We start from the raw sequence: 21,248 nt of genomic DNA, 5'->3' as shown, positions 1-21,248 counted from the left end.
TCAGCGCTGCTGGATCTTCGACAGCAGGCGCAGGAACTCCACATACAGCCAGACCAGGGTCACCATCAGGCCGAATGCGCCATACCATTCCATGTACTTCGGCGCGCGCTGGGCCACGCCGGTTTCGATGAAGTCGAAATCCAGCACCAGGTTCAGCGCGGCCACGACCACCACGAACAGGCTGAAGGCGATGCCCAGCCAGCTGGCGTCATGGATCACCGGCACGTTGATGTTGAAGAAGCCCAGCACGAACGAGGCCAGGTACAGCAGGGCGATGCCGCCGGTGGCGGCGACCACGCCGAGCTTGAAGTTCTCGGTAGCCTTGATCAGGCCGCTGCGGTAAGCGAACAGCAGCGCGAACAAGGTGCCGAAGGTCAGCAGCACCGCCTGGAACACGATGCCCGGGAACTTCATGTTGAACACGGCCGAGATGGCGCCCAGGAACAGGCCCTCCACCAGCGCATACATCGGTGCGGTGACCGGCGACCATTCCTTCTTGAACACGGTGATCAGTGCCAGCACCAGGCCACCGATAGCCCCGCCCATGGCGTACAGCTTGGCGCCGGCCATCACCTGGCCATAGTCGTCTACGGTCTGGTTCCAGGCAAACGCTGCAGTCAGCACTGTCAGCAGCAGCAGGAAGCCGGTCTTGTTGACGGTGCCGTTGAGGGTCATTACCTGGCCGGGGCTGGTTACCACCGAGCCACTGGCCAGATCGAGGAAGGTCGACTCGGAAAGAGCCGGGTTGCCGCTGCGCATGCGAGGTCTCCGTGCGAAAAGGGGGCGATTCGGCCATCCGGCCGCTGGCTGCGAGCATAGCCGATGACTGCGTAAGCCGTGGTCATGGCGGGGCAGGGCAGGCATTGCGCGTTGACAGTTCGCACGGCGCTTGGCCACAATGGTCAGCTCCCCGGGTTCACACCCGAGGGGATTGCAACACCGGGGTATAGCGCAGTCTGGTAGCGCGCCTGCTTTGGGAGCAGGATGTCGGGGGTTCGAATCCCTCTACCCCGACCAATCCACATCACGTCGGATTGGACGCCGTTCCGGTTCGGGCGCCCGTAGCTCAACTGGATAGAGCACCGGCCTTCTAAGCCGGCGGTTACAGGTTCGATTCCTGTCGGGCGCGCCATTGGTGCGACACCGGAACGCAGCCGGCGGATGTGAAGAAGTGCTTGCAAAACCCTGGCGACTCCACCAGAATGTCGGACTCGCTTCGGCGGACCGGAACTTCGGTGACAGTCCTCGGGCAACGTATCAAGCGTCAACGTCGGCGATATCGGCGGTGAAGCGAAAGTTTCAGTGGTGGCTGTAGCTCAGTTGGTTAGAGTACCGGATTGTGATTCCGGTGGTCGGGGGTTCGAATCCCCTCAGCCACCCCACTGATTCAACCGCATCGGCATCGCCGAAACGGTATTGCAATAAACAGGTCGCCGGCTATAATGTGCGCCTGAGTTTCAAGGGCTGTTAGCTCAGTTGGTAGAGCAGTTGACTCTTAATCAATAGGTCCAAGGTTCGAATCCTTGACAGCCCACCAAGACAGAAGCCATCGGGTCCGCCCGGTGGCTTTTTTCTTCAAGATGTAACCCTTCGCGATGGATCGCCGGTTGCGGTGCTTGTTTCAACGACGTTGAAGAAAGTGCTTGCAACGCCCTCGCGGATCGGGTCATAATTCGCCCCCCGATTTCGGGCTGTTAGCTCAGTTGGTAGAGCAGTTGACTCTTAATCAATAGGTCCAAGGTTCGAATCCTTGACAGCCCACCAGACGAAAGCCACTTGGTCCGCCAAGTGGCTTTTTTCTTTCCTGCAACAGCTTCGGTAGATCCACGCCATGCGTGGATGAAGGCCGCACGAAGCGCGCAGTCCACGCATCGCCTGGCTCTACTGAAGCGTGGCTGAAATCAGCGTCACATGCGTCATCAGCATGTTCAATGCTGTGAGCTGCTTCTCACCGGTTGCTGCCGGCATCGCTCCCAATAGGTGTTCCGCGCCGAAGGCGCATGCATGAGGAGTGCTTCGATGACGTTCAACAAGAGCATGGGCGTGATGCTGTCCGGCCTGGTGGTGGTCGCGCTGTCAGGCTGCAGGGCGGACGAGGCGGCCACCGCCGCTGCGCCGGACTACGCGCGGACGGTCGAGCGATCTGCGGATGTCGACCACGTCGCTGCACAGCCGGTGGAGGGTCGCGACGCCACGCAGTCGACCGGTGCGACAGGGGAGGCGCTGCCTGCTGGCGCGGTTGAAGTGGCGCGCTCCGTCGATGGCGCCACGCTGGAAACGCCCAGTGATGATGCGGCCGGCGTCCCTGCGGGCGAAACACCCGAGCCCGCGCTGGCCGCCCGCTGACCCGGATCGGCTTGGGGCGGGATGCGCCCAGGCCGACTCCAAAGGGTAATTTCCCCGTTCAGTTTTGTGGAAGCCTTCCGCTTTCCGCCCCCGCCTGCAACAATGAACACCTGAGCCGGCCACGCGAAAGTGGCGGAATTGGTAGACGCCCTGGATTTAGGTTCCAGTGCCGCAAGGCGTGGGGGTTCGAGTCCCCCCTTTCGCACCAGGCCGGCCCGTCCCCCGCCCAGTCGGGCATTCCGCGTCAACCCCTGCGCCCGGCCGTGCTGGCGGCGCCGCCCGAATTGGGCGAAACTAAAGGGCTGCGGCAAGCAGGCGCGTCATCGACGTCGCGTCCTTACAACCGTTTCATCCATCATCGAGCCGGGGGCCAGGGCGCCACCGGTGGCAGGAGTCAACATGCAAGCTTCGATCGAAACCATCGGCAACCTGGAACGCCGCCTGAGCTTCTCGCTGCCGGAAGACCGTCTGCAGAGCCACATCAACGGCCGCCTGGGCGAAATCGCCCGCACCACCCGCATCAAGGGTTTCCGTCCGGGCAAAGTGCCGGCCAAGGTGATCGAGCAGCGCTTCGGCGCGCAGGTCCGTGGCGAGGCGCTGGACGGCCTGCTGCGCGAAACCTTCGACGCCGCCGTGCGCGAGCACGACCTGCGCATCGTCGGCAGCCCGCGCATCGACAAGGGTGACGAGGGTGAGTTCTCCTTCGTGGCCACCGTCGAAGTGGTGCCGGACTTCGGTGACATCGACGTCAGCAAGCTGACCGTGGTGCGCCACACCGCCGAAATCACCGATGCCGACATCGACCAGATGATCGAGAACCTGCAGACGCAGCGTCGCAGCTGGTCGCCGGTCACCCGCGCTGCGCAGGACGGCGACCTGGTCGCACTGGAAACCTGGTCGCAGGCCGGTGACGAGCGCCTGCCGGCCGAAGGCACCGAGAAGGGCAGCATCGTGCTCGGCCAGGGCATGATGTTCGAGACCATCGAGCAGGGCCTGGTCGGCATGTCCAAGGACGAAGAGAAGACCCTGGACGTCGAGTTCCCGGCTGACTGGCGCGTGCCGGCGCTGGCGGGCAAGACCGTGCAGGTCACCGTCAAGGTCAGCGACGTCTCCGAGCCGGTCGTGCCGGCCGTCGATGAAGCCTTCATCAAGAGCTTCGGCGTGAAGGGCGGCGACGTCGAGCAGTTCCGCAGCGACATCCGCGCCAACCTCGAGCGCGAGCTGAAGGGCGCACTGATGAACCGCCTGCGTCGTGAAGTCGGCGAGCAGCTGATCGCGGCCTACGCATCGGTGGAAATGCCGCCGCGCCTGGTCGAGAACGAAGCCCGTGCCATGCTGGCCCAGCAGGTCGAGCAGATCCGCCGCAGTGGCCGCAACCCGGGCGAGATCCCGGCCGACGCCCACGAAGGCTTCAAGGACGCTGCTGCCAAGCGCGTGCTGGTCGGCCTGGTGGTCGGCGAAGTGGCCCGCAGCAACGACCTGCGCCTGGAGCCGAAGCGTCTGAATGAAACGATGCGTCTGATCGCCTCGACCTACGAAGAGCCGGAACAGGTCATTGAGATGTACCGCAACGACCCCCAGCTGATGTCTGGCCTGCAGAACCGCGTGATGGAAGAGCAGGTGATCGACTGGATCGCCGAGCGCGCCCAGCACACTGAAGAAAAGCTGTCGTTCCAGGACGCGATCCGCCAGTAATCCCGGGCGGATCCCCGGATACCCCGCGCCAGCCCTGGCGCGGGGTTGTTTCCCCCCAAGATAGGTACCTCACGAAATGGACAACCGAACCAAAGCCCTGAACATGGTTCCCATGGTGGTCGAGCAGACCAGCCGCGGCGAGCGTGCCTACGACATCTATTCGCGCCTGTTGAAGGAGCGCCTGATCTTCCTGGTTGGCCCGATCGACGATCACATGGCCAACGTGGTGGTGGCGCAGCTGCTGTTCCTGGAAGCGGAAAACCCGGAAAAGGACATCAGCATCTACATCAACTCGCCGGGTGGCGTGGTCACCGCCGGCATGGCGATCTACGACACCATGCAGTACATCAAGCCGGACGTGAGCACCATCTGTGTCGGCCAGGCCGCCTCGATGGGCGCGCTGCTGCTGGCGTCCGGTGCAGCCGGCAAGCGCTATGCGCTGCCGAACTCGCGGGTGATGATCCACCAGCCGCTGGGCGGCTTCCAGGGCCAGGCCACCGACATCGACATCCACGCACGCGAGATCCTGACCCTGCGTGCGCGCCTGAACGAAGTGCTGGCCAAGCACACCGGCCAGTCGCTGGAGACCATCGCGCGTGATACCGAGCGCGACAACTTCAAGAGCGCGGTCGATGCGGTCGCCTACGGCCTGGTCGACCAGGTCCTGGAGCGTCGTCCGGAAGAGTCGATCCAGGCCGGCTGACCGGCACTCACGGGGCCATGGCAGGCCCCGTTCCTGCAGGGTCGGGTGGACTGATGTCCCTCCGGCCCTGTGTTATTCTCGAATCGAACCCCCGTTCAGCGGGTGGGGTAACTGGGTAAGCGAAGCATGAGCGAAGACCGCCAAGGTCGTTCCACGGACACCGGCAAGATCCTCTACTGCTCTTTCTGCGGCAAGAGCCAGCATGAAGTGCGCAAGCTGATTGCCGGTCCGAGCGTGTTCATCTGCGATGAGTGCGTGGAGCTGTGCAACGACATCATCCGAGAGGAGCTTGAGGAAAAGGCGCAGTCGGCGCGCAGTTCGCTGCCCAAGCCGCGCGAGATCCTCGAGGTGCTCGACCAGTACGTGATCGGACAGAACCGCGCCAAGCGGACCCTGGCCGTGGCCGTGTACAACCATTACAAGCGCATCGAGAGCCGCCAGAAGAACGACGAAGTCGAACTGGCGAAGTCGAACATCCTGCTGGTCGGTCCGACCGGTTCGGGCAAGACCCTGCTGGCCGAGACCCTGGCCCGCCTGCTCAACGTGCCGTTCACCATGGCCGACGCCACCACGCTGACCGAAGCCGGTTACGTGGGCGAGGACGTGGAGAACATCATCCAGAAGCTGCTGCAGAAGTGCGACTACGACGTCGAGAAGGCACAGCAGGGCATCGTCTACATCGATGAAATCGACAAGATCTCGCGCAAGAGCGAGAACCCGTCGATCACCCGCGATGTGTCCGGCGAAGGCGTGCAGCAGGCCCTGTTGAAGCTGATCGAAGGCACCGTGGCCAGCGTTCCGCCGCAGGGTGGGCGCAAGCATCCGCAGCAGGAATTCCTGCAGGTGGACACCAAGAACATCCTGTTCATCTGCGGCGGCGCGTTTGCCGGCCTGGACAAGGTGATCCAGCAGCGTTCCAACGACGCCGGCGGCATTGGCTTCGGCGCCAAGGTGAAGAGCAGCGAGCGCAAGCAGGAAGTGGGCAAGGTGCTGGCTGAAGTCGAGCCGGAAGACCTGATCAAGTTCGGTCTGATTCCCGAGTTCGTGGGCCGCCTGCCGGTGGTCGCGACCCTGGAGGAGCTGGACGAGCCGGCCCTGATCCGCATCCTGACCGAGCCGAAGAACGCCATCACCAAGCAGTTCAAGAAACTGTTCGAGATGGAGAACGTCGAGCTGGAGTTCCGTCCGGACGCCTTGTCGGCCATCGCCAAGAAGGCGCTCAAGCGCAAGACCGGTGCCCGTGGCCTGCGTACCATCGTCGAATCGGTCCTGCTGGACACCATGTACGACCTGCCGTCGCAGGAAAACGTCAGCAAGGTTGTTGTGGATGAATCGGTGATCGAGCACAAGTCCGAGCCGTACCTGATCTACCAGACCCCGCCGGTCCCTGAACAGAAGGCCGCTGGCGCCGAATGATTCTTTCAACTTGTTGAATAGAAAGAATTTTCTCGGAACGTCTTGCATCTGAAAGCCGATGGCCCCATAACGGGGCCATCGGCTTTTTTTGTCTCCGGAAGATGCCCTCCCGGAGACGGTTTTCCCCTTCCCTGGAGCCCCCATGGCCCGTTCCCCAAGTGAGACCCTCGACCTGCCGGTCCTGCCGCTGCGCGACGTAGTGGTATTCCCGCACATGGTCATTCCGCTGTTTGTCGGCCGCGACAAGTCCATGCATGCGCTGGAACAGGCGATGGAAGCGGACAAGCGCATCCTGCTGCTTGCGCAGAAGTCGGCCGAGACCGATGACCCGCAGGCCGCCGACCTCTATCAGGTCGGCACCCTGGCGCAGGTGCTGCAGCTGCTGAAGCTGCCCGACGGCACCATCAAGGTGCTGGTCGAAGGCCTGTCGCGCGTGCAGGTGACCAGCGTCAGCGAACGCGATGGATCGCTGCACGGCCAGGCCGTGGAAATCGATGCCACCGATGCACGCGAGCCGCGCGAGATCGAGGCGATCGCCCGCTCGCTGATGTCGCTGTTCGAGCAGTACGTCAAGACCAACCGCAAGCTGCCGCCGGAGCTGCTGCAGACCCTGGCCGGCATTGATGAGCCGACGCGCCTGGCCGACACCATCGCCGCGCATATCAGCGTGCGGTTGTCGGACAAGCAGCGCCTGCTGGAAACGCTGGCCGTGGGCGAACGCCTGGAGATGCTGGTCGGCCTGGTCGACGGCGAGATCGACGTGCAGCAGATGGAAAAACGCATCCGCGGCCGCGTGAAGTCGCAGATGGAAAAGAGCCAGCGCGAGTACTACCTCAACGAACAGATGAAGGCCATCCAGAAGGAACTGGGTGACCTGGACGATGCGCCGGGCGAACTGGAAGAGCTGGCGCGCAAGATCGCCGAAGCGGGCATGCCCAAGCCGGTGGAAGCCAAGGCGCGCAACGAGCTCAACAAGCTCAAGCAGATGTCGCCGATGTCTGCCGAAGCAGCGGTCGTGCGCAACTACCTGGAGTGGCTGCTGGGCGTGCCGTGGAAGAAGCGCAGCAAGGTGCGCAAGGACCTGAAGGCCGCGCAGGACACCCTCGATGCGGATCACTACGGCTTGGAGAAGGTCAAGGAACGCATTCTTGAATACCTGGCAGTGCAGTCGCGGGTGAAGCAGATGAAGGGCCCGATCCTGTGCCTGGTCGGGCCGCCGGGCGTGGGCAAGACCTCGCTTGGGCAGTCCATCGCCAAGGCCACCAACCGCAAGTTCGTGCGCATGTCGCTGGGCGGCGTGCGCGACGAAGCCGAGATCCGTGGCCACCGTCGTACCTATGTCGGTTCGATGCCGGGCCGCATCGTGCAGAACCTCAACAAGGTCGGCAGCAAGAACCCGCTGTTCGTGCTGGACGAGATCGACAAGATGTCGATGGACTTCCGTGGCGATCCGTCCTCGGCGCTGCTGGAAGTGCTCGACCCGGAGCAGAACAACGCATTCAATGACCACTACCTGGAAGTGGACCTGGACCTGTCCGAAGTGATGTTCGTGGCGACCTCCAACTCGCTCAACATCCCGGGCCCGCTGCTGGACCGCATGGAAGTGATCCGCATCCCTGGTTACACCGAGGATGAGAAGCTCAACATCGCTACCCGTTACCTGTCGCCCAAGCAGATCAAGGCCAACGGCCTGAAGCCGGAGGAGCTGGAGATCGGCAGCGATGCGATCCAGGACATCGTGCGCTACTACACGCGCGAATCCGGCGTGCGCAACCTGGAACGCGAGATCGCCAAGATCTGCCGCAAGGTGGTGAAGGAAATCGCGCTGGGTGGGCCGCAGCCGGTGGCGAAGGCGAAGAAGGGAGCGCGCAAGTCCAAGGCGCTGGTGAGCGTGTCGAGCAAGAACCTGGACAAGTACCTGGGCGTGCGTCGCTTCGACTTCGGCCGTGCCGAAGAAGAGAACGAGATCGGCCTGGTCACAGGCCTGGCCTGGACCGAAGTCGGTGGCGATCTGCTGCAGATCGAATCGACGCTGGTACCGGGCAAGGGCCAGCTGATCCTGACCGGCCAGCTCGGCAACGTGATGAAGGAATCGGCGTCGGCGGCGTTGTCGGTGGTGCGTTCGCGTGCCGAGCGCTTCGGCATCGATGCGGACTTCCTGCAGAAGCACGACGTGCATCTGCATGTACCCGATGGTGCGACGCCGAAGGATGGCCCCAGTGCCGGTGCGGCAATGGTGACATCGCTGGTGTCGATGCTGACCAAGGTCGCCGTGCGCGCCGATGTGGCGATGACCGGCGAAATCACCCTGCGTGGTCGCGTCACCGCGATCGGCGGCCTGAAGGAGAAGCTGCTGGCTGCCCTGCGCGGCGGAATCCGCACGGTGATCATCCCCGATGAAAACCGCAAGGATCTTGCCGACATTCCGGTCAACGTCACCCGCGATCTGGAGATCGTGCCGGTGAAGTACATCGATGAAGTGCTCGATCTGGCGCTGGAACGTCCGCTGGCACCGAAGAAGACGCGCAAGAGTGCGCAGCGCGTCACGGTGCGCAGCAAGGCCAAACCGAGTGGAAACGCGCGCGTCAAGCATTGATGCGTCCTGTCGAAATGCTTGAAACCCGCGTCGTTGCTGGCTTTCCAGCTTGCGTGGGGGTAGGGCCGCTGGTATAAAAGCAGCACTCGCGAATGAGTGATCGCAGTCAGCGCTCACTGAATTCGGCGAACCGTTTCCACATGGCAACCGCATGCAGACGTCGTGCGGTTGCTTCCCTGTCGAATACGCGGAACCCACCGCCAAAGGAGTTGTAAAGAATGAACAAGACCGAATTGATCGATGCCGTTGCTGAAGCTGCCGACCTGACCAAGGCCGAGTCCAGCCGCGCTGTCGATGCCGTCGTTGCTGCCGTCACCAAGGCGCTGAAGGACGGCGATGCGGTCACCCTGGTTGGCTTCGGTACCTTCCAGGTCCGCGACCGTGCTGCCCGCACCGGCCGCAACCCGAAGACCGGCGACACCATCAAGATCGCTGCTTCGAAGAATCCGTCGTTCAAGGCTGGTAAGGCCCTGAAGGATGCTGTAAACTAAGCGGCTCGCTGGGGTGCTTAGCTCAGCGGTAGAGCGTCTCCTTTACACGGAGAGGGTCGGGGGTTCGAAACCCTCAGCACCCACCACAGCACCGCGGTAAGTTTGAAATGTGGAGCGGTAGTTCAGCTGGTTAGAATGCTGGCCTGTCACGCCGGAGGTCGCGGGTTCGAGTCCCGTCCGCTCCGCCATTTTCAACGAGGCCCCCGGCCGAAAAGCTGGGGGCCTTGTTTTCTCTCCAACCACCCGGTTGCAGAGAAAACAAAGAGGTCTGCAATACGGAGCGGTAGTTCAGCTGGTTAGAATGCTGGCCTGTCACGCCGGAGGTCGCGGGTTCGAGTCCCGTCCGCTCCGCCATTGCAAAACTCTTAAATCCTCGTGAAAAAACTTTGAAAAAAGTGTTCAGCGGGGTAGGTTTTCAGGAAGTCTTCGGATATACTGAGCGCCTGCAAAGTTTCAAGCGCGGAGCGGTAGTTCAGCTGGTTAGAATGCTGGCCTGTCACGCCGGAGGTCGCGGGTTCGAGTCCCGTCCGCTCCGCCAACTCTAAGAGCCCTCGACGCAAGTCGGGGGCTTTTTCTTTGTGTCGTTTTCATCTTTTGATGCACGCGATCGTGTCGATTGCCGGGGCAGGGTGGCGCCAGGCCCCACCGGCACTGCTTTTGGTCCACGCCGCGAAGCGGGTTACACTGCCGGGCTCGCCAATCAAGCCTTGTGATTCCTCACCATGCTGCAGAAACTCCGCGACAAGACCTCAGGCTGGATCGTCACCGTGATCCTGGGGCTGCTGATGATTCCGTTCCTGTTCGTCATCGACAACAGCTACCTCGGTGGCGTCGGCGCACAGAACGTAGCCAAGGTTTCGGCACCGCCGACCTGGTGGCGCTCGGCACCGTCCTGGTGGCCGGTGCGCATGATGTGGCAGCACCATGAGATCAGCGCACAGGACTTCCGCACCCGTTTCGAACAGGAACGCATGCGCGAACGCCAGCAGCAGGGCGAGAACTTCGACCCGCGCGCGTTCGAAAGCACCGAGAACAAGCTGGCCGTACTCGACCAGTTGATCGACGAGCAGGTCGTGCGCCTGGTCGGTGAGCAGGCCGGTGTCGTGATTGGCGACGGCGCTGTGCGCGAATACATCACCACCATCCCGGGCTTCCTGGGCGCCGACGGCAAGTTCAGCGAGAGCAATTACCGCCTGGCCCTGGCCGGTGGCAATCCGCCGCGCACTCCGACCCAGTTCCAGGAACTGGTGCGTGAGAGCCTGCAGCAGTCGGTGATCCCGTCGGGCCTGCAGAATTCCGGCTTTGTCACCCAGGCTGAGACCGAGCGTCTGTTGAAGCTGCTGGGCGAGACCCGCGATGTGGAACTGGCCGCGCTGCCGGAAGTTCCGGCTGATACCGCGCCGGTGACCGATGCGCAGATCAAGCAGTGGTACGACAGCCATGGCAAGGATTTCCGCCAGGCCGAGTCGGTATCGCTGGAATATGTCGAGCTCAATGGTGCCAACCTGCCGGCGCCGACCGCGGCCGACGAGGCAACCCTGCGCAAGCGCTACGACGACGAGAAGGCCAAGTTCACCACGCCGGAACAGCGTCAGGCGGCGCACATCCTGATCACCGGCGATGGTGCTGAAGCCAAGGCCGCCAAGCTGGCTGTCGAAGCAAAGGCGGCAGGTGCAGATTTTGCCGCGCTGGCCAAGGCGAACTCGGAAGATCCCGGTTCCAAGGCGCAGGGCGGTGACCTGGGCTGGGTGGAACGTGGCGCGATGGTCAAGCCGTTTGAAGACGCGCTGTTTGGCGCCAAGGCGGGTGAGGTGATCGGCCCGGTCAAGACCGACTTCGGCTACCACATCATCAAGGTCGCTGCGGTTCGTGGCGGCGAGGGCAAGTCGTTTGAAGAAGTACGCGACACCTTGGCTGCCGAGCAGCTGAAGGCCGACGGCGAGCGCGGCTTCAACGATCTGGCAGGCCGCCTGGTCGATGCCATCAACAAAAGCCCGAGCGACCTGGCTGCAGCCGCCAAGGATGTCGGCCTGTCGATGCAGACGCTGGGCCCGATCACGCGCACGACCGCTACCGGCATTGCCGCTGATCCGGCCGTGCTGCGTGCCGCCTTCTCCGACGTCCTAGTGCAGGACGGTACCGCCAGCGATCCGATCGCCCTGGGCGGCAGCAGCAACCACAGCGTGGTGATCCGCGTTGCCGCGCATACCCCGGAGCAGGCGCTGCCGCTGGACAAGGCGCGTGAGCAGGTGATCGCCGCGATCCGTGCCGACCGTCAGCGCCAGGCCGGTGACAAGGCCGCCGATGCCCTGTTGGCCAAGCTGAAGGCGGGCGCCACCCTGCAGTCGCTGGCTGCCAGCGAGAAGCTGCAGCTGAGCCCGATGCCGGGCCTGCCGCGTAGCCAGCCGGTGCCGACCCCGGAGATCAACCGTGCGATCTTCAGCGCCCCGCTGCCTGCCGAAGGCAAGCCGAGCTACGGCAAGATCGACGTCAACGGCCATGCACTGGTCTTCGCGGTGAACAAGGTCAATCCGGGTGACATCAAGGAAGTGACCGCCGAGCAGCAGAAGCAGCTGAAGGACCAGCTGAGCCAGATCGACGGCATGGCTGCTGCCAAGGCCTACATCGACGCGATGCGCAAGCGCTTCCTGGTGCAGACCACCGAAGCGAACCTGTAAGCCTTCTGGTGAGCAGGAACGAAAAGGCCCGGCATTGCCGGGCCTTTTTTGTTGTCGCAACCCTGATCGATCCGTGACCTGCGCGATGAGCGCCGACCAAGGTCGGCCGCTACCAGAAGCGAAGCGACCTGCTCCTGCTCTTCATCTTCCAATCCGTGGGTGCCACCGGAAACCATCAGGGGACGGGCGGGGTGGGCGCGAGGGGGTGTCCGCGGCATGGATGCCGCGGCCAAGCCCCCAAGGATGGGTTCACGGCGTCCCCCGTGGGTCCACCTCGCTCGTCCCAACTCATGAATGCTGCTGCCGCCACCCGCGAGGGGCTTCGCCGTTGGCCGGAAACCGCGCGTCAGCGCCGCGCCGACCTCAATCCTCGACGCGCAATACCGCGCCTGGCTTCAGCACGCTGCTGCCGCTCAAGCCGTTCAGCGACAGCAGTGCCTTTACCGGCATGCCGTAGCGACGGGCGATGGTCCACGCCGATTCGCCGTTGCGCACGGTGTGGCGACGGTTGCGCGGGCGATCAGCAGCCGATGCGACCACCTTTGCCACCTGCGGGCTCGGCGCGGCGCTGGCGGTGCTGGCCACTGCGGTGGCAACGGCCGTGCTGGCGATGTCGGCAACGTCCGCGTTGGACGCCGAAACCGGGGCCAGTACGCGGGCCGTGCCCGACGGGCGGTTGCCGGCGGCCAGTGCCGGATTCAGGCGGGCGATCTTCGCCGGGTCCAGCGCGCGCTGAGCGGCCCACTGCTGGACGCTGGTGCCCGCCGGCAGGGTGTGGTCCTTCAGCACCGGCACGGTGCGGTCCAGCGAGGCCATCACGCCAGGCTGATCTTCCACGTCTTCCAGCACGCAGGCCAGGGCATGCAGCTTCTCGACGTAGGCATGGGTGACCGGCGACAGCCCGGGCAGGCCGGCCGGCTTGGCGTTCTGCGCATTCATGCCGGCCTTGCGCATGGACTGCAGCACGCGGTATTCACCGGCGTTGTAGGCCATCGTGGCCAGGCGCCAGTCACCGCCGAACATGCCATGCAGGGTCTTCAGGTAGCGCACGGCGGCCTGGGTGGACTCCACTGCCGACAGTCGGCCGTCGTAGTTGTTGCTCATCGGTACGCGATGGTTGCGTGCCGTGGTGGCGATGAACTGCCACAGGCCGGTCGGGCCGCTGCCGTTGCGGGCATTGGGCCGGTAGCCACTTTCGACGAAGGGAATCAGGGCGAATTCGGTGGGCAGGTTGGCTTTGCGCAGCTCTTCGACCACATAGCCGAACAGCACCAGCGCGTCGTCATCCTGGTTGGCCAACCGCGAAGGCGCATGGGCGAACTGCTTCTGCCAGCGTGGGCTGGTGGCTTCGGCGTCACAGGTGGGTTCTGCAAGGCCGTCGCGGAAGCTGGAGAAGATCTCCTGGCCGTTACGTACCGATGCGGCCGGCAGCGTTGACGGATCCAGCGGCAGGGCGGAGGCGGCGGTCAGGTTCTGGCTGATGCCGGCGCCCAGCGATTGTGCGCCGGCAGTTCCGGCCAACCCCAGGACGAGACCCAGGGCCAGCGGCAGACTTCGGCGACTCATGCGCGGAAGCCGTCTTTCCAGTGCCGGAGACCGGCCATGACGTCGACGTCGTCCACGACTTCGCGCCCCAGGTGCGCCGACACGGCCGCGCGGATGGGCGCCGTGTGGGTACGCAGGAACGGATTGCAGGCAATTTCATCGGCCAGGGATACTGGCAGGGTGGAACGGTCATCGCGGCGCATGGCCAAAGCCTCCTCTTGGCGCTGCAACAAGGCAGCGTTGGCGGGGTCGACATGCCGCGCGAAGACGGCATTTGACACGGTGTACTCGTGAGCGCAACACAGCAGCAGTTGCGCGGGCAGGGCACCCAGCTTGCGCATCGATGCCAGCAACTGGGACGGCGTACCTTCGAACAGGCGTCCACAGCCCAGGCTGAACAACGAATCTCCGCTGAAAAGCTGTTCAGCGGTGTGAAACGCGATGTGGCTGCGGGTGTGCCCGGGGACGGATAGTACGTGGAACATCCGGCCCAGTGCCTGAACACGTTCACCTTCACCGACCCGCTCGGTGGCCATCGGGATGCGCTCGTCGACCGGTGCGACCACGCGCACGCCGGGGAAACGCGCCTGCAGCGCCGGTACACCGCCGATGTGATCGTCGTGGTGATGGGTGAGCAGGATGGTGTCCACGCGCACGCCTTGGGCAGCCAGCGCCAGTACCGGCGCAGCGTCGCCGGGATCGACGACCACGGCAGCTCCGTCGTCGGCGATCAGCATCCAAATGTAATTGTCCGCAAATGCGGGCAGGGCAGTCAGTCGCATAGAATTGGACCATGCCCGCGCTGCAGAGCACCCGTCAAGCGAGCCAGGCCCCGTGGTTCGACAGCGAACCGGCGGAGGCCTTGCGCGTGCTCGAACGACAACTGCTGTTGCCGCAGCTGTCGCTGCTGCCGACCCGGCCCTGGTTGTGGATCGCGCCCAGTGCCGCTTGGCTGGCTGATGCGCAGCTGGGCGGTCGGGGCCTGCGCCTGCATCGCGAGGGGACTGGGTACGCTGGCGATACCCGCTGTGCACTGCCGTTGCCGCTGCCCAACGAGAGCGTCAACGCCATCGTGCTGCAGCATGTGACCGTCGGTGATGCCGACCATCTGCTGGACGAATGCGAGCGCGTGTTGATGCCCGGTGGCCATCTATGGCTGACCAGCCTCAATCCGTTCAGCCCGTTCCGCACCCGCTGGCGCCAGCACGGGCTGGTGGTGCGCACGCCGCAGCGGATCCGCCAGCTGCTTGGGCGCCATGGGCTGGAATGCGAGGACATGCGTTACCTGGGGCCGATGTGGCAGGGTGCCGGCAGCCGCCGTCGCGGCGGCTGGGCCCCCCTGCGCGCGGCCTGCCTGTTCCACGCCGAAAAACGCACGCTGGCCCTGCCCGGGCCGACCCCGTTGCCCGTGCGCTGGCACGGCACCGTTGCTACCTGATCTGGAGTTGTATTGAAAACCATCGAAATCCACACCGACGGTTCCTGCCTCGGCAATCCCGGCCCCGGTGGCTGGGCCGCGCTGCTGCGCTACAAGGGGCATGAGCGCGAACTGAGCGGTGGTGAAGCCCATACCACCAACAATCGGATGGAGCTGATGGCGGCCATTTCCGGCCTGGAGTCGCTGACCGAACCCTGCGAGATCGTCCTCTACACCGATTCGCAGTACGTACGGCAGGGTCTGACCCAGTGGCTGCCGGGCTGGATCCGCAAGAACTGGAAGACCGCTGGCGGTGACCCGGTGAAGAACCGTGAACTGTGGGAGCGCCTGCAGGCCGCCACGCTGCGGCACCAGATCGACTGGCGCTGGGTGAAAGGCCATTCCGGCGACCCGGACAATGAACGTGTGGATACCCTGGCCCGCAACGCCGCGATCCAGATCCGCGACGGCAGCCCGGTAAACTGAGCCCATGCGTCAGATCATCCTTGATACCGAAACCACCGGCCTGGAGTGGAAGAAGGGCAACCGCGTCGTCGAAATCGGCTGCGTCGAGCTGTTCAAGCGCCGCCCGACCGGCAATACCTATCACCAGTACCTGAAGCCGGACTGCGAGTTCGAACAGGGCGCGCAGGAAGTCACCGGCCTGACCCTGGAATTCCTCGCCGACAAGCCGGAGTTCGCGCAGGTCGTGGAGGAGTTCCTGGCCTTCATCGATGGCGCCGAGCTGATCATCCACAACGCGGCGTTCGATCTGGGCTTCCTCGACAACGAGCTGTCCCTGCTCGGCGAGCAGTACGGCAAGATCACCGATCGCTGCACGGTGATCGATACCCTGGCGCTGGCACGCGAACGTTTCCCGGGCCAACGCAACTCGCTCGATGCCCTGTGCAAGCGGCTGGGTGTGGACAACTCGCACCGCGCCCTGCATGGCGGTCTGCTGGATGCGCAGATCCTGGGGGATGTGTACATCGCACTGACCTCGGGTCAGGAGGAGATCGGCTTCGGGCTGGGCGATGACGATGCCGGCGGTGCTGCGGCGTTGCAGGCGTTCGATGCGTCCAAGCTGCTGCCGCGGCCGCGCGTGGTGGCCACGCCGTCGGAGCAGGAAGCGCATGCGGCGCGTCTGGAACGGCTGCGCAAGAAGGCCGGCCACGCATTGTGGGACGGCCCTAAGGTGGAAGAGGCCGCGAGCGCGTAGGCGCAGCAATGGGGTGCGAAATGCAGCCACGCATGGCGTGGCTCTACTGTAGATCCACGCCATGCGTGGATGGCGTGGATCAGTGGCAGCGCACCAGGATCACGGTGATGTTGTCCGATGACGCGCCAGCGCAATCGCGCTGTCGCCCCACAATTTGCGCTGCAAATCGTGGGCCCCGTCTCACCAGCACCCATACCCCGCCGCTTCGCGGCCGCCCCCTGACTCAGGGGGCTTGCCTCCAGCCGGCTTCAGTGGCAGCGCACCAGGATCACGGTGATGTTGTCCGAGCCGCCGCCGTCGAGGGCGGTGGCGACCAGGCTGTCCACGCATTCCTGGGCGCTGGCATCGTCGAAGGCGAGGGTGCGGGCGATGCCGCGATCATCCACTTCCTCGGTCAGGCCATCACTGCACAGCAGCAACTGCATGCCCGGCCGCAGTTCGCCGCTGGTGGTTGCCACGTTCAGGTGTGCCGGGTCGGTGACGCCCAGTGCCTGGGTGACCACGTTGCGGTGGGGATGGGCGCGCGCCTGCTCGGCCGTCAGGTTGCCCTGCGCAACCAGTTCCTGCACCACGCTGTGGTCCTGGCTGAGCTGGGCAAGCTGGCCATCGCGCCACAGATRGGCGCGGCTGTCGCCGACCCAGGCCACTTCGTAACGGTTGCCCTGCACCCGTGCAGCGACCACGGTGGTGCCCATCGGCAGGCTGTCGTTGCGCCGGCGCGAGGCGCGGATGATCTCTTCGTCGGCGGTGCGGATCGCCTGCGCCAACGGCGCGCCACGGCGGATCTCACGCACGATGGTCTCGCGCGCCAGTGCGCTGGCCACTTCGCCGCAGGCGTGCCCGCCCATGCCGTCGGCTACCAGCCACAGGGCCAGCTCGCCGTCACCGTAATAGGTGTCCTCGTTGAGCTCGCGGCGCAGGCCGGGGTGGGTGAGATGTCCGAATTCGATCATGGTGGGTGCTGGGCGAGGGGGTAATGCCGGGGAGAACGGCATCATCACGGCCAAGCGGACATCCGGCAAGCCATGCAGTCAGGAAAATTTCACTTCATTGGGCGCAATGACTTGTCGTCAGCCGCGCTTCCTCGTATGATGCGCGTCCCCGGTTCGCCGGGGAACATCTGGAGAGGTGGCAGAGCGGTTGAATGTACCTGACTCGAAATCAGGCAGGCGTTTATAGCGCCTCGGGGGTTCGAATCCCCCCCTCTCCGCCAGATTAAAAAAGAAGGGCTGCCGAAAGGCAGCCCTTCTTTTTTAATCTGGCGCGGGGATGCGACGACGCTTCGCGCGTCGCCCCAAACGTTGCGATGCAACGTTCGGGCCCCTCCCTTTGCCGGCCTCTCCCCGCCCCTGTCGGGGCAGCCCCTCAACAGAGGGGCTTGCTGCTCCAGATGGCTTCGCGTCAACTTGCACGGATCGGTGGCTTTTTTATCTGGCGCGGGGATGCGACGACGCTTCGCGCGTCGCCCCAAACGTTGCACTGCAACGCTCGGGCCCCTCCCTTTGCCGTCCTTCCCCCGGATGCTTTAGTAGATCCACGCCATGCGTGGATGCTGTTCGCGTGCGGCGGGTTACCATGTACGTCATCACCTGCTGGAGCCGCCACGATGACCGCTGAAATCCTCGTCCCCGTTTCATTCGGCGAGCTGCTGGACAAGATCTCGATCCTGCAGATCAAGTCCGAGCGCATCAGTGACGAAGGCAAGCTGGCCAACGTACGCAAGGAGCTGTCCGCGCTGGAAACCACGTGGATGGCGCACCCTGCGGCAGTGAAGGACATCGCCAAGCTGCGCGCCGAGCTGAAGGCGGTCAACGAGCAGCTGTGGGAGATCGAGGACGACATCCGCCTGAAGGACAAGGCGCAGGCGTTCGATCAGGGGTTCATCGACCTGGCGCGCAGCGTGTACCTGCGCAACGACGAACGCGCACGGATCAAGAAGGCGATCAACCTGGCGCTGGGTTCGGCGTACGTGGAAGAGAAGTCGTACCAGGATTACGCGCAGCGCGCGTAATCCCCGGCGGCCCGACGCAGGAGACCCACGCCATGCGTGGATGGATCTCCCGGGTTGTGGGACGGTGCGGACCAGGTCCGCACGCAGCAGGCGGCGCTCAGCCACCCGGCCCGCCACTCACCCCAGATGGTCGGCCACGTAACGCTCGAACGCGGCGATGCCATCTTCGACGGTGATCAACTCCATCACATCGTCGAATTCGATCTTGGTGCCCCACTTGAGGTCGGCTGCCTGCTTGCCCAGATACTTGCGCGCCGCGTCGTCGTAGCGGTCCGCGCAGTAGCGGCGGTCCGAATACGGGCCGCTGCGGTTCGGGTTGCTGCCCGCATGCAGGCCCAGCACCTTGGTACCCATTGCGTTGGCAATGTGCATCGGGCCAGAGTCCGGGGTCATTACCAGGTTGGCGCGGGCCAGCAAGGCCGGCAACTGCTTGAGCGTGTCCTTGCCGACCAGGTCCAGCGCCGGAACATCCAGCTGGGCCTGGATGGCGTCGGCCATGCTGCGCTCCAGTTCGCTGCGACCGCCGCACAGTACGATCCGCCAACCGCGCGTGACGGCATGGTTGGCGACCTCGGCATAGCGGTCGGCGTACCAGTTGCGGCGCACGTGGCTGGAGCAGGGCGAGATCATCAGCACCGGCCGGCCATCGTCCTGCCACTGCGCGGCGGCCCAGTCATAGGCTGCCTGCGGCACGGCCAGGTCCCAGCTGACATCGGTCTGGCGCAGGCCCAGCGGCTCGCAGAAGCTGCCGATGGCATCAAGCACATGGATGCCCGGGCGATCGGGGATGCGTTCGTTGATGAAGAGGCCGTGCAGATCCTTGGAGCGGCTGCGGTCGTAACCGATGCGGCGCTCGGCAGGAATGAAGGCGGACAGCACGTTGGCGCGGAACGCCACCTGCATCTGCAGCAGGGCCTCGAAACGCCCGGGCGGCAACTGCTTGCGCAGCTCCTTCACTCCGGCCATGCCGGTCTTCTTGTCGTAGGCGTGGAAGGTGACGCCCGGCAGGCCATCGAGCAGCTTCTGCCCGACCTTGTCGATGATCCAGTGGATCGGCGTATCCGGGCGCGCGGCCTGCAGGGTGCGCACCAGCGGCACTACGTGGGTCACATCGCCAAGAGCGGACAGGCGCAGAAGACACAAGGAGGAGGACGCTGATGCCATGTGTTGTTAGACTCAAAGGAATGGTCGCATTCGACGCCAATGAAGCGCTGACGCCATGCCGCGAGGGTCGCGGCATCGGGGCCATTCTGTTCGACCGCGAGCGGCTGCGGCAAGCCGACATCGGTCTGTTCTCGCCACAGCACTGGGCCGGCAAGGCCCGGCCGGTAGGTGAAGGCGGCCGTGGCAGCGCCTGGTTCGTGGATGCGCCGTTCGGCGCCAGCGTGCTGCGGCACTACCTGCGCGGGGGGCTGGCGGCCCGGATCAGCCACGACCAGTACATCTGGCGGGGGGCGGACCGGACCCGCAGCTTTGCCGAATTCCGGCTGATGCGCGCGCTGCGCGAGAAGAAGCTGCCGGTGCCCAGGCCGATTGCCGCCTTCTACATGCGTGAAGGCCTGCGCTACCGCGCCGCGATCCTGATGGAACGGATCGAAGGGGTGCGCTCGCTGGCCGACCGCGCACTGGTGGCCGGGCGCGGGGCGCCGTGGGAGGAAACCGGGCGGATGATCGCGCGCTTCCACCGTGCCGGCCTGGACCATGCCGATCTCAATGCGCACAACATCCTGTTCGATGGCAACGGCCATGGCTGGCTGATCGACTTCGATCGCGGGGTGATCCGCATCCCGGCCACCGCCTGGCGCGAGCGCAATCTCAAGCGCCTGCTGCGCTCGCTGATCAAGCTGCGCGGTGAGCGCAGCGTGGAAGACGTGGAAAAAGACTACGCGCGCCTGCGTCGCGCCTATGACATGGCCTGGAACCGGGGCACCTGATGGACTGGTCGTTGCGTTTCCTCGGCGTCGGCAATGCGTCGGCGGTCGAGCTGGGATCGCCGATGTCGGTGATCGAGCGCGATGGCCGGCCGTGGCTGACAATCGACTGCGGCGGCGAAGGCCTGACTGCCTTCAAGGCCCATTACGGGCATATGCCGCAGGCGCTGTTCGTTACCCATGTGCACCTGGATCACGTGGCCGGTTTCGAACGGCTGTTCGTGGATACCTTCTTCAGCGCGCAGCGGCGCGGCAAGGTGCGCCTGTACGTGCCGGCCACGGTGGTGCCGCTGCTGCACAAGCGCATCGGCGATTACCCGAACGTGCTGGCCGAGGGCGGCGCCAACTTCTGGGATGCCTTCCAGCTGATCGTGGTGGGCGATGCGTTCTGGCATGAGGGTGTGCGGCTGGAGGTGTTCCCGGTGCGGCACCACTGGCCGGAGACGGCCTATGGCCTGCGTCTGCAGGGCGCGCTGACCTGGAGCGGCGACACCCGGCCGATTCCGGAAATGCTGGCGCGCTATGCCAGTGACAACGAACTGATCGCCCACGACTGCGGGTTGCACGGCAATCCTTCGCATACCGGGGTGGATGACCTGGAGCGCGAGTACAGCGCCGAGCTGCAGGCACGGATGATGCTGTACCACTACGCCAGCGTGGCCGATGGCCAGGCCCTGGCCGCGCGCGGGCACCGGGTGGCACAGCCGGGCCAGTGCATTGTGCTGGCCCCGCCGACTGCCCCGCACGTACTGGCGCAGGATCCGCCGTGAGCAGCGCTGGCGCCGCCGCTTCACCGGCGCTGGCCGCCGAACTGGAGGGGCTGGAACGCGCACTGCATTGCCCGCAGGTGCGTGCAGACCATGAGCGTCTAGCGGTATTGCTGGATGAGGATTTCAGGGAGATAGGCAGCTCCGGCCAGTGCTACGGCCGTGAGGCCGCGCTGCAAGAGATCCCGCTGGAGCGTGCGCAGGTGGTGATCGAGTCGGACCAGTACGCCGTGTGGATGCTGGCAGAGGGCCTGGCCCAGGTGCGTTACCGCAGTCGCTATCACGTCGATGACCAACCGCAGGGCTGGGTGCTGCGCAGCTCGCTGTGGCGTCAGCATTCAACGGGCTGGCGGGTGGTGTTCCATCAGGGTACGCCGGAGGCGCGGTAGCGCCGGTGCATTCCCGGCGAAGGGCGCCAAGCAAAGTTGGCATC

Annotated in this window: 19 protein-coding genes and 11 tRNA genes; 25 read left to right on the top strand and 5 right to left on the bottom strand. The window is 64.7% G+C overall.

Going from position 1 to position 21,248, the window contains the following annotated elements:
- Positions 1–759 carry a Bax inhibitor-1/YccA family protein gene (locus AB4Y98_RS05495; protein ID WP_099819174.1) on the bottom strand — a complete coding sequence of 253 codons (759 nt, stop codon included), beginning with the start codon at positions 757–759 and terminating at the stop codon, positions 1–3.
- 181 nt (positions 760–940) lie between these two features.
- Here AB4Y98_RS05495 and AB4Y98_RS05490 point away from each other — a divergent pair.
- From AB4Y98_RS05490 to AB4Y98_RS05410, 17 genes are all read left to right on the top strand, one after another.
- Positions 941–1,017, top strand: a tRNA-Pro gene (locus AB4Y98_RS05490).
- Between the two features lie 38 nt (positions 1,018–1,055).
- Positions 1,056–1,132: transfer RNA gene (locus AB4Y98_RS05485), tRNA-Arg, on the top strand.
- A 173-nt stretch (positions 1,133–1,305) separates the two neighbouring features.
- Positions 1,306–1,382, top strand: a tRNA-His gene (locus AB4Y98_RS05480).
- A 79-nt stretch (positions 1,383–1,461) separates the two neighbouring features.
- Positions 1,462–1,537, top strand: a tRNA-Lys gene (locus tag AB4Y98_RS05475).
- Between the two features lie 151 nt (positions 1,538–1,688).
- A tRNA-Lys gene (locus AB4Y98_RS05470) sits at positions 1,689–1,764 on the top strand.
- A gap of 255 nt (positions 1,765–2,019) precedes the next feature.
- A complete protein-coding gene (locus tag AB4Y98_RS05465) occupies positions 2,020–2,346 on the top strand; it encodes a hypothetical protein (RefSeq protein ID WP_442243925.1) in 327 nt (108 codons plus the stop codon).
- 123 nt (positions 2,347–2,469) lie between these two features.
- Positions 2,470–2,554 (top strand) — tRNA-Leu (locus tag AB4Y98_RS05460).
- A 191-nt stretch (positions 2,555–2,745) separates the two neighbouring features.
- On the top strand, positions 2,746–4,041 hold the full coding sequence (tig, locus tag AB4Y98_RS05455) for a trigger factor (RefSeq protein WP_223494343.1): 1,296 nt from the start codon (positions 2,746–2,748) through the stop codon (positions 4,039–4,041).
- 76 nt (positions 4,042–4,117) lie between these two features.
- Complete coding sequence (clpP, locus tag AB4Y98_RS05450) at positions 4,118–4,744, top strand: ATP-dependent Clp endopeptidase proteolytic subunit ClpP (RefSeq protein ID WP_025878142.1); 627 nt, start codon at positions 4,118–4,120, stop codon at positions 4,742–4,744.
- 126 nt (positions 4,745–4,870) lie between these two features.
- Positions 4,871–6,160 (top strand): ATP-dependent Clp protease ATP-binding subunit ClpX, encoded by a 1,290-nt coding sequence (clpX, locus tag AB4Y98_RS05445; protein WP_025878143.1) that lies wholly within the window; start codon positions 4,871–4,873, stop codon positions 6,158–6,160.
- Positions 6,161–6,302: 142 nt separating this feature from the next.
- Positions 6,303–8,756, top strand: coding sequence for an endopeptidase La (lon, locus tag AB4Y98_RS05440; RefSeq protein ID WP_442243924.1), 2,454 nt, complete (start codon positions 6,303–6,305; stop codon positions 8,754–8,756).
- 218 nt (positions 8,757–8,974) lie between these two features.
- On the top strand, positions 8,975–9,247 hold the full coding sequence (locus AB4Y98_RS05435) for an HU family DNA-binding protein (protein ID WP_004146343.1): 273 nt from the start codon (positions 8,975–8,977) through the stop codon (positions 9,245–9,247).
- 11 nt (positions 9,248–9,258) lie between these two features.
- Positions 9,259–9,333 (top strand) — tRNA-Val (locus AB4Y98_RS05430).
- A gap of 25 nt (positions 9,334–9,358) precedes the next feature.
- Positions 9,359–9,435 (top strand) — tRNA-Asp (locus AB4Y98_RS05425).
- 89 nt (positions 9,436–9,524) lie between these two features.
- Positions 9,525–9,601 (top strand) — tRNA-Asp (locus tag AB4Y98_RS05420).
- Positions 9,602–9,708: 107 nt separating this feature from the next.
- A tRNA-Asp gene (locus AB4Y98_RS05415) sits at positions 9,709–9,785 on the top strand.
- Between the two features lie 184 nt (positions 9,786–9,969).
- The gene (locus tag AB4Y98_RS05410; protein WP_363730115.1) at positions 9,970–11,925 is read left to right on the top strand and encodes a peptidyl-prolyl cis-trans isomerase; all 1,956 of its coding nucleotides are present in this window, start codon (positions 9,970–9,972) and stop codon (positions 11,923–11,925) included.
- Positions 11,926–12,288: 363 nt separating this feature from the next.
- On the opposite strand, the gene AB4Y98_RS05405 is transcribed toward AB4Y98_RS05410, so the two are convergent.
- Together AB4Y98_RS05405 and gloB are read right to left on the bottom strand one after the other, a co-directional pair.
- The gene (locus AB4Y98_RS05405) at positions 12,289–13,491 is read right to left on the bottom strand and encodes a lytic transglycosylase domain-containing protein (RefSeq protein ID WP_032977383.1); all 1,203 of its coding nucleotides are present in this window, start codon (positions 13,489–13,491) and stop codon (positions 12,289–12,291) included.
- The gene (gloB, locus tag AB4Y98_RS05400; RefSeq protein WP_033830463.1) at positions 13,488–14,252 is read right to left on the bottom strand and encodes a hydroxyacylglutathione hydrolase; all 765 of its coding nucleotides are present in this window, start codon (positions 14,250–14,252) and stop codon (positions 13,488–13,490) included. Before gloB ends, AB4Y98_RS05405 begins: the two co-directional genes overlap by 4 nt.
- An 11-nt stretch (positions 14,253–14,263) precedes the next feature.
- Between gloB and AB4Y98_RS05395 the strand changes: the two genes are divergently transcribed.
- The 3 genes from AB4Y98_RS05395 to dnaQ are packed head-to-tail and all read left to right on the top strand — an operon-like array spanning position 14,264 to position 16,106.
- Complete coding sequence (locus tag AB4Y98_RS05395) at positions 14,264–14,908, top strand: hypothetical protein (RefSeq protein WP_312109355.1); 645 nt, start codon at positions 14,264–14,266, stop codon at positions 14,906–14,908.
- A 12-nt stretch (positions 14,909–14,920) separates the two neighbouring features.
- Positions 14,921–15,373 (top strand): ribonuclease HI, encoded by a 453-nt coding sequence (rnhA, locus tag AB4Y98_RS05390; protein ID WP_025878155.1) that lies wholly within the window; start codon positions 14,921–14,923, stop codon positions 15,371–15,373.
- A 4-nt stretch (positions 15,374–15,377) separates the two neighbouring features.
- A complete protein-coding gene (gene dnaQ, locus AB4Y98_RS05385) occupies positions 15,378–16,106 on the top strand; it encodes a DNA polymerase III subunit epsilon (protein WP_025878156.1) in 729 nt (242 codons plus the stop codon).
- Positions 16,107–16,354: 248 nt separating this feature from the next.
- Here the strand turns inward: dnaQ and AB4Y98_RS05380 are convergent, their stop codons facing one another.
- Positions 16,355–17,059, bottom strand: coding sequence for a PP2C family protein-serine/threonine phosphatase (locus tag AB4Y98_RS05380; RefSeq protein ID WP_442243923.1), 705 nt, complete (start codon positions 17,057–17,059; stop codon positions 16,355–16,357).
- Positions 17,060–17,228: 169 nt separating this feature from the next.
- Between AB4Y98_RS05380 and AB4Y98_RS05375 the strand changes: the two genes are divergently transcribed.
- Positions 17,229–17,319 (top strand) — tRNA-Ser (locus AB4Y98_RS05375).
- Between the two features lie 393 nt (positions 17,320–17,712).
- A complete protein-coding gene (locus AB4Y98_RS05370; protein ID WP_223494348.1) occupies positions 17,713–18,117 on the top strand; it encodes a DUF6165 family protein in 405 nt (134 codons plus the stop codon).
- 117 nt (positions 18,118–18,234) lie between these two features.
- Here the strand turns inward: AB4Y98_RS05370 and AB4Y98_RS05365 are convergent, their stop codons facing one another.
- The gene (locus AB4Y98_RS05365; RefSeq protein ID WP_312786189.1) at positions 18,235–19,281 is read right to left on the bottom strand and encodes a glycosyltransferase family 9 protein; all 1,047 of its coding nucleotides are present in this window, start codon (positions 19,279–19,281) and stop codon (positions 18,235–18,237) included.
- 20 nt (positions 19,282–19,301) lie between these two features.
- On the opposite strand from AB4Y98_RS05365, the gene AB4Y98_RS05360 reads away from it, so the two are divergent.
- From AB4Y98_RS05360 to AB4Y98_RS05350, 3 genes are read left to right on the top strand one after another with little or no spacing between them, the layout of a single operon-like run.
- A complete protein-coding gene (locus AB4Y98_RS05360; RefSeq protein WP_025878162.1) occupies positions 19,302–20,051 on the top strand; it encodes a 3-deoxy-D-manno-octulosonic acid kinase in 750 nt (249 codons plus the stop codon).
- Entirely contained in the window at positions 20,051–20,818 is a 768-nt protein-coding gene (locus AB4Y98_RS05355; RefSeq protein ID WP_312786190.1) for an MBL fold metallo-hydrolase, read from the top strand. The genes AB4Y98_RS05360 and AB4Y98_RS05355 overlap by 1 nt, the downstream gene beginning before the upstream one ends.
- Positions 20,815–21,204: a nuclear transport factor 2 family protein gene (locus tag AB4Y98_RS05350; RefSeq protein ID WP_363730124.1), complete on the top strand. Its 390-nt coding sequence runs from the start codon at positions 20,815–20,817 to the stop codon at positions 21,202–21,204. The genes AB4Y98_RS05355 and AB4Y98_RS05350 overlap by 4 nt, the downstream gene beginning before the upstream one ends.
- The last annotated feature ends 44 nt before the right edge of the window (positions 21,205–21,248 follow it).

Source organism: Stenotrophomonas sp. 2YAF26 (genome assembly GCF_052114625.1).
GTDB classification, from domain to species: domain Bacteria; phylum Pseudomonadota; class Gammaproteobacteria; order Xanthomonadales; family Xanthomonadaceae; genus Stenotrophomonas; species Stenotrophomonas indicatrix.
The sequence above is the reverse complement of the archived record's forward strand: the minus strand, read 5'-3'. Positions and strand labels throughout refer to the sequence as shown.

Coding starts and splice junctions, on each gene's coding strand:
- AB4Y98_RS05465 (WP_442243925.1), top strand. CDS start 2,020: ATGACGTTCAACAAGAGCATGGGCGTGATGCTGTCCGGCCTGGTGGTG.
- AB4Y98_RS05360 (WP_025878162.1), top strand. CDS start 19,302: ATGGTCGCATTCGACGCCAATGAAGCGCTGACGCCATGCCGCGAGGGT.
- clpX (WP_025878143.1), top strand. CDS start 4,871: ATGAGCGAAGACCGCCAAGGTCGTTCCACGGACACCGGCAAGATCCTC.
- AB4Y98_RS05410 (WP_363730115.1), top strand. CDS start 9,970: ATGCTGCAGAAACTCCGCGACAAGACCTCAGGCTGGATCGTCACCGTG.
- lon (WP_442243924.1), top strand. CDS start 6,303: ATGGCCCGTTCCCCAAGTGAGACCCTCGACCTGCCGGTCCTGCCGCTG.
- gloB (WP_033830463.1), bottom strand. CDS start 14,252: ATGCGACTGACTGCCCTGCCCGCATTTGCGGACAATTACATTTGGATG.
- AB4Y98_RS05395 (WP_312109355.1), top strand. CDS start 14,264: ATGCCCGCGCTGCAGAGCACCCGTCAAGCGAGCCAGGCCCCGTGGTTC.
- AB4Y98_RS05370 (WP_223494348.1), top strand. CDS start 17,713: ATGACCGCTGAAATCCTCGTCCCCGTTTCATTCGGCGAGCTGCTGGAC.
- AB4Y98_RS05355 (WP_312786190.1), top strand. CDS start 20,051: ATGGACTGGTCGTTGCGTTTCCTCGGCGTCGGCAATGCGTCGGCGGTC.
- AB4Y98_RS05435 (WP_004146343.1), top strand. CDS start 8,975: ATGAACAAGACCGAATTGATCGATGCCGTTGCTGAAGCTGCCGACCTG.
- tig (WP_223494343.1), top strand. CDS start 2,746: ATGCAAGCTTCGATCGAAACCATCGGCAACCTGGAACGCCGCCTGAGC.
- AB4Y98_RS05405 (WP_032977383.1), bottom strand. CDS start 13,491: ATGAGTCGCCGAAGTCTGCCGCTGGCCCTGGGTCTCGTCCTGGGGTTG.
- AB4Y98_RS05495 (WP_099819174.1), bottom strand. CDS start 759: ATGCGCAGCGGCAACCCGGCTCTTTCCGAGTCGACCTTCCTCGATCTG.
- clpP (WP_025878142.1), top strand. CDS start 4,118: ATGGACAACCGAACCAAAGCCCTGAACATGGTTCCCATGGTGGTCGAG.
- dnaQ (WP_025878156.1), top strand. CDS start 15,378: ATGCGTCAGATCATCCTTGATACCGAAACCACCGGCCTGGAGTGGAAG.
- AB4Y98_RS05365 (WP_312786189.1), bottom strand. CDS start 19,281: ATGGCATCAGCGTCCTCCTCCTTGTGTCTTCTGCGCCTGTCCGCTCTT.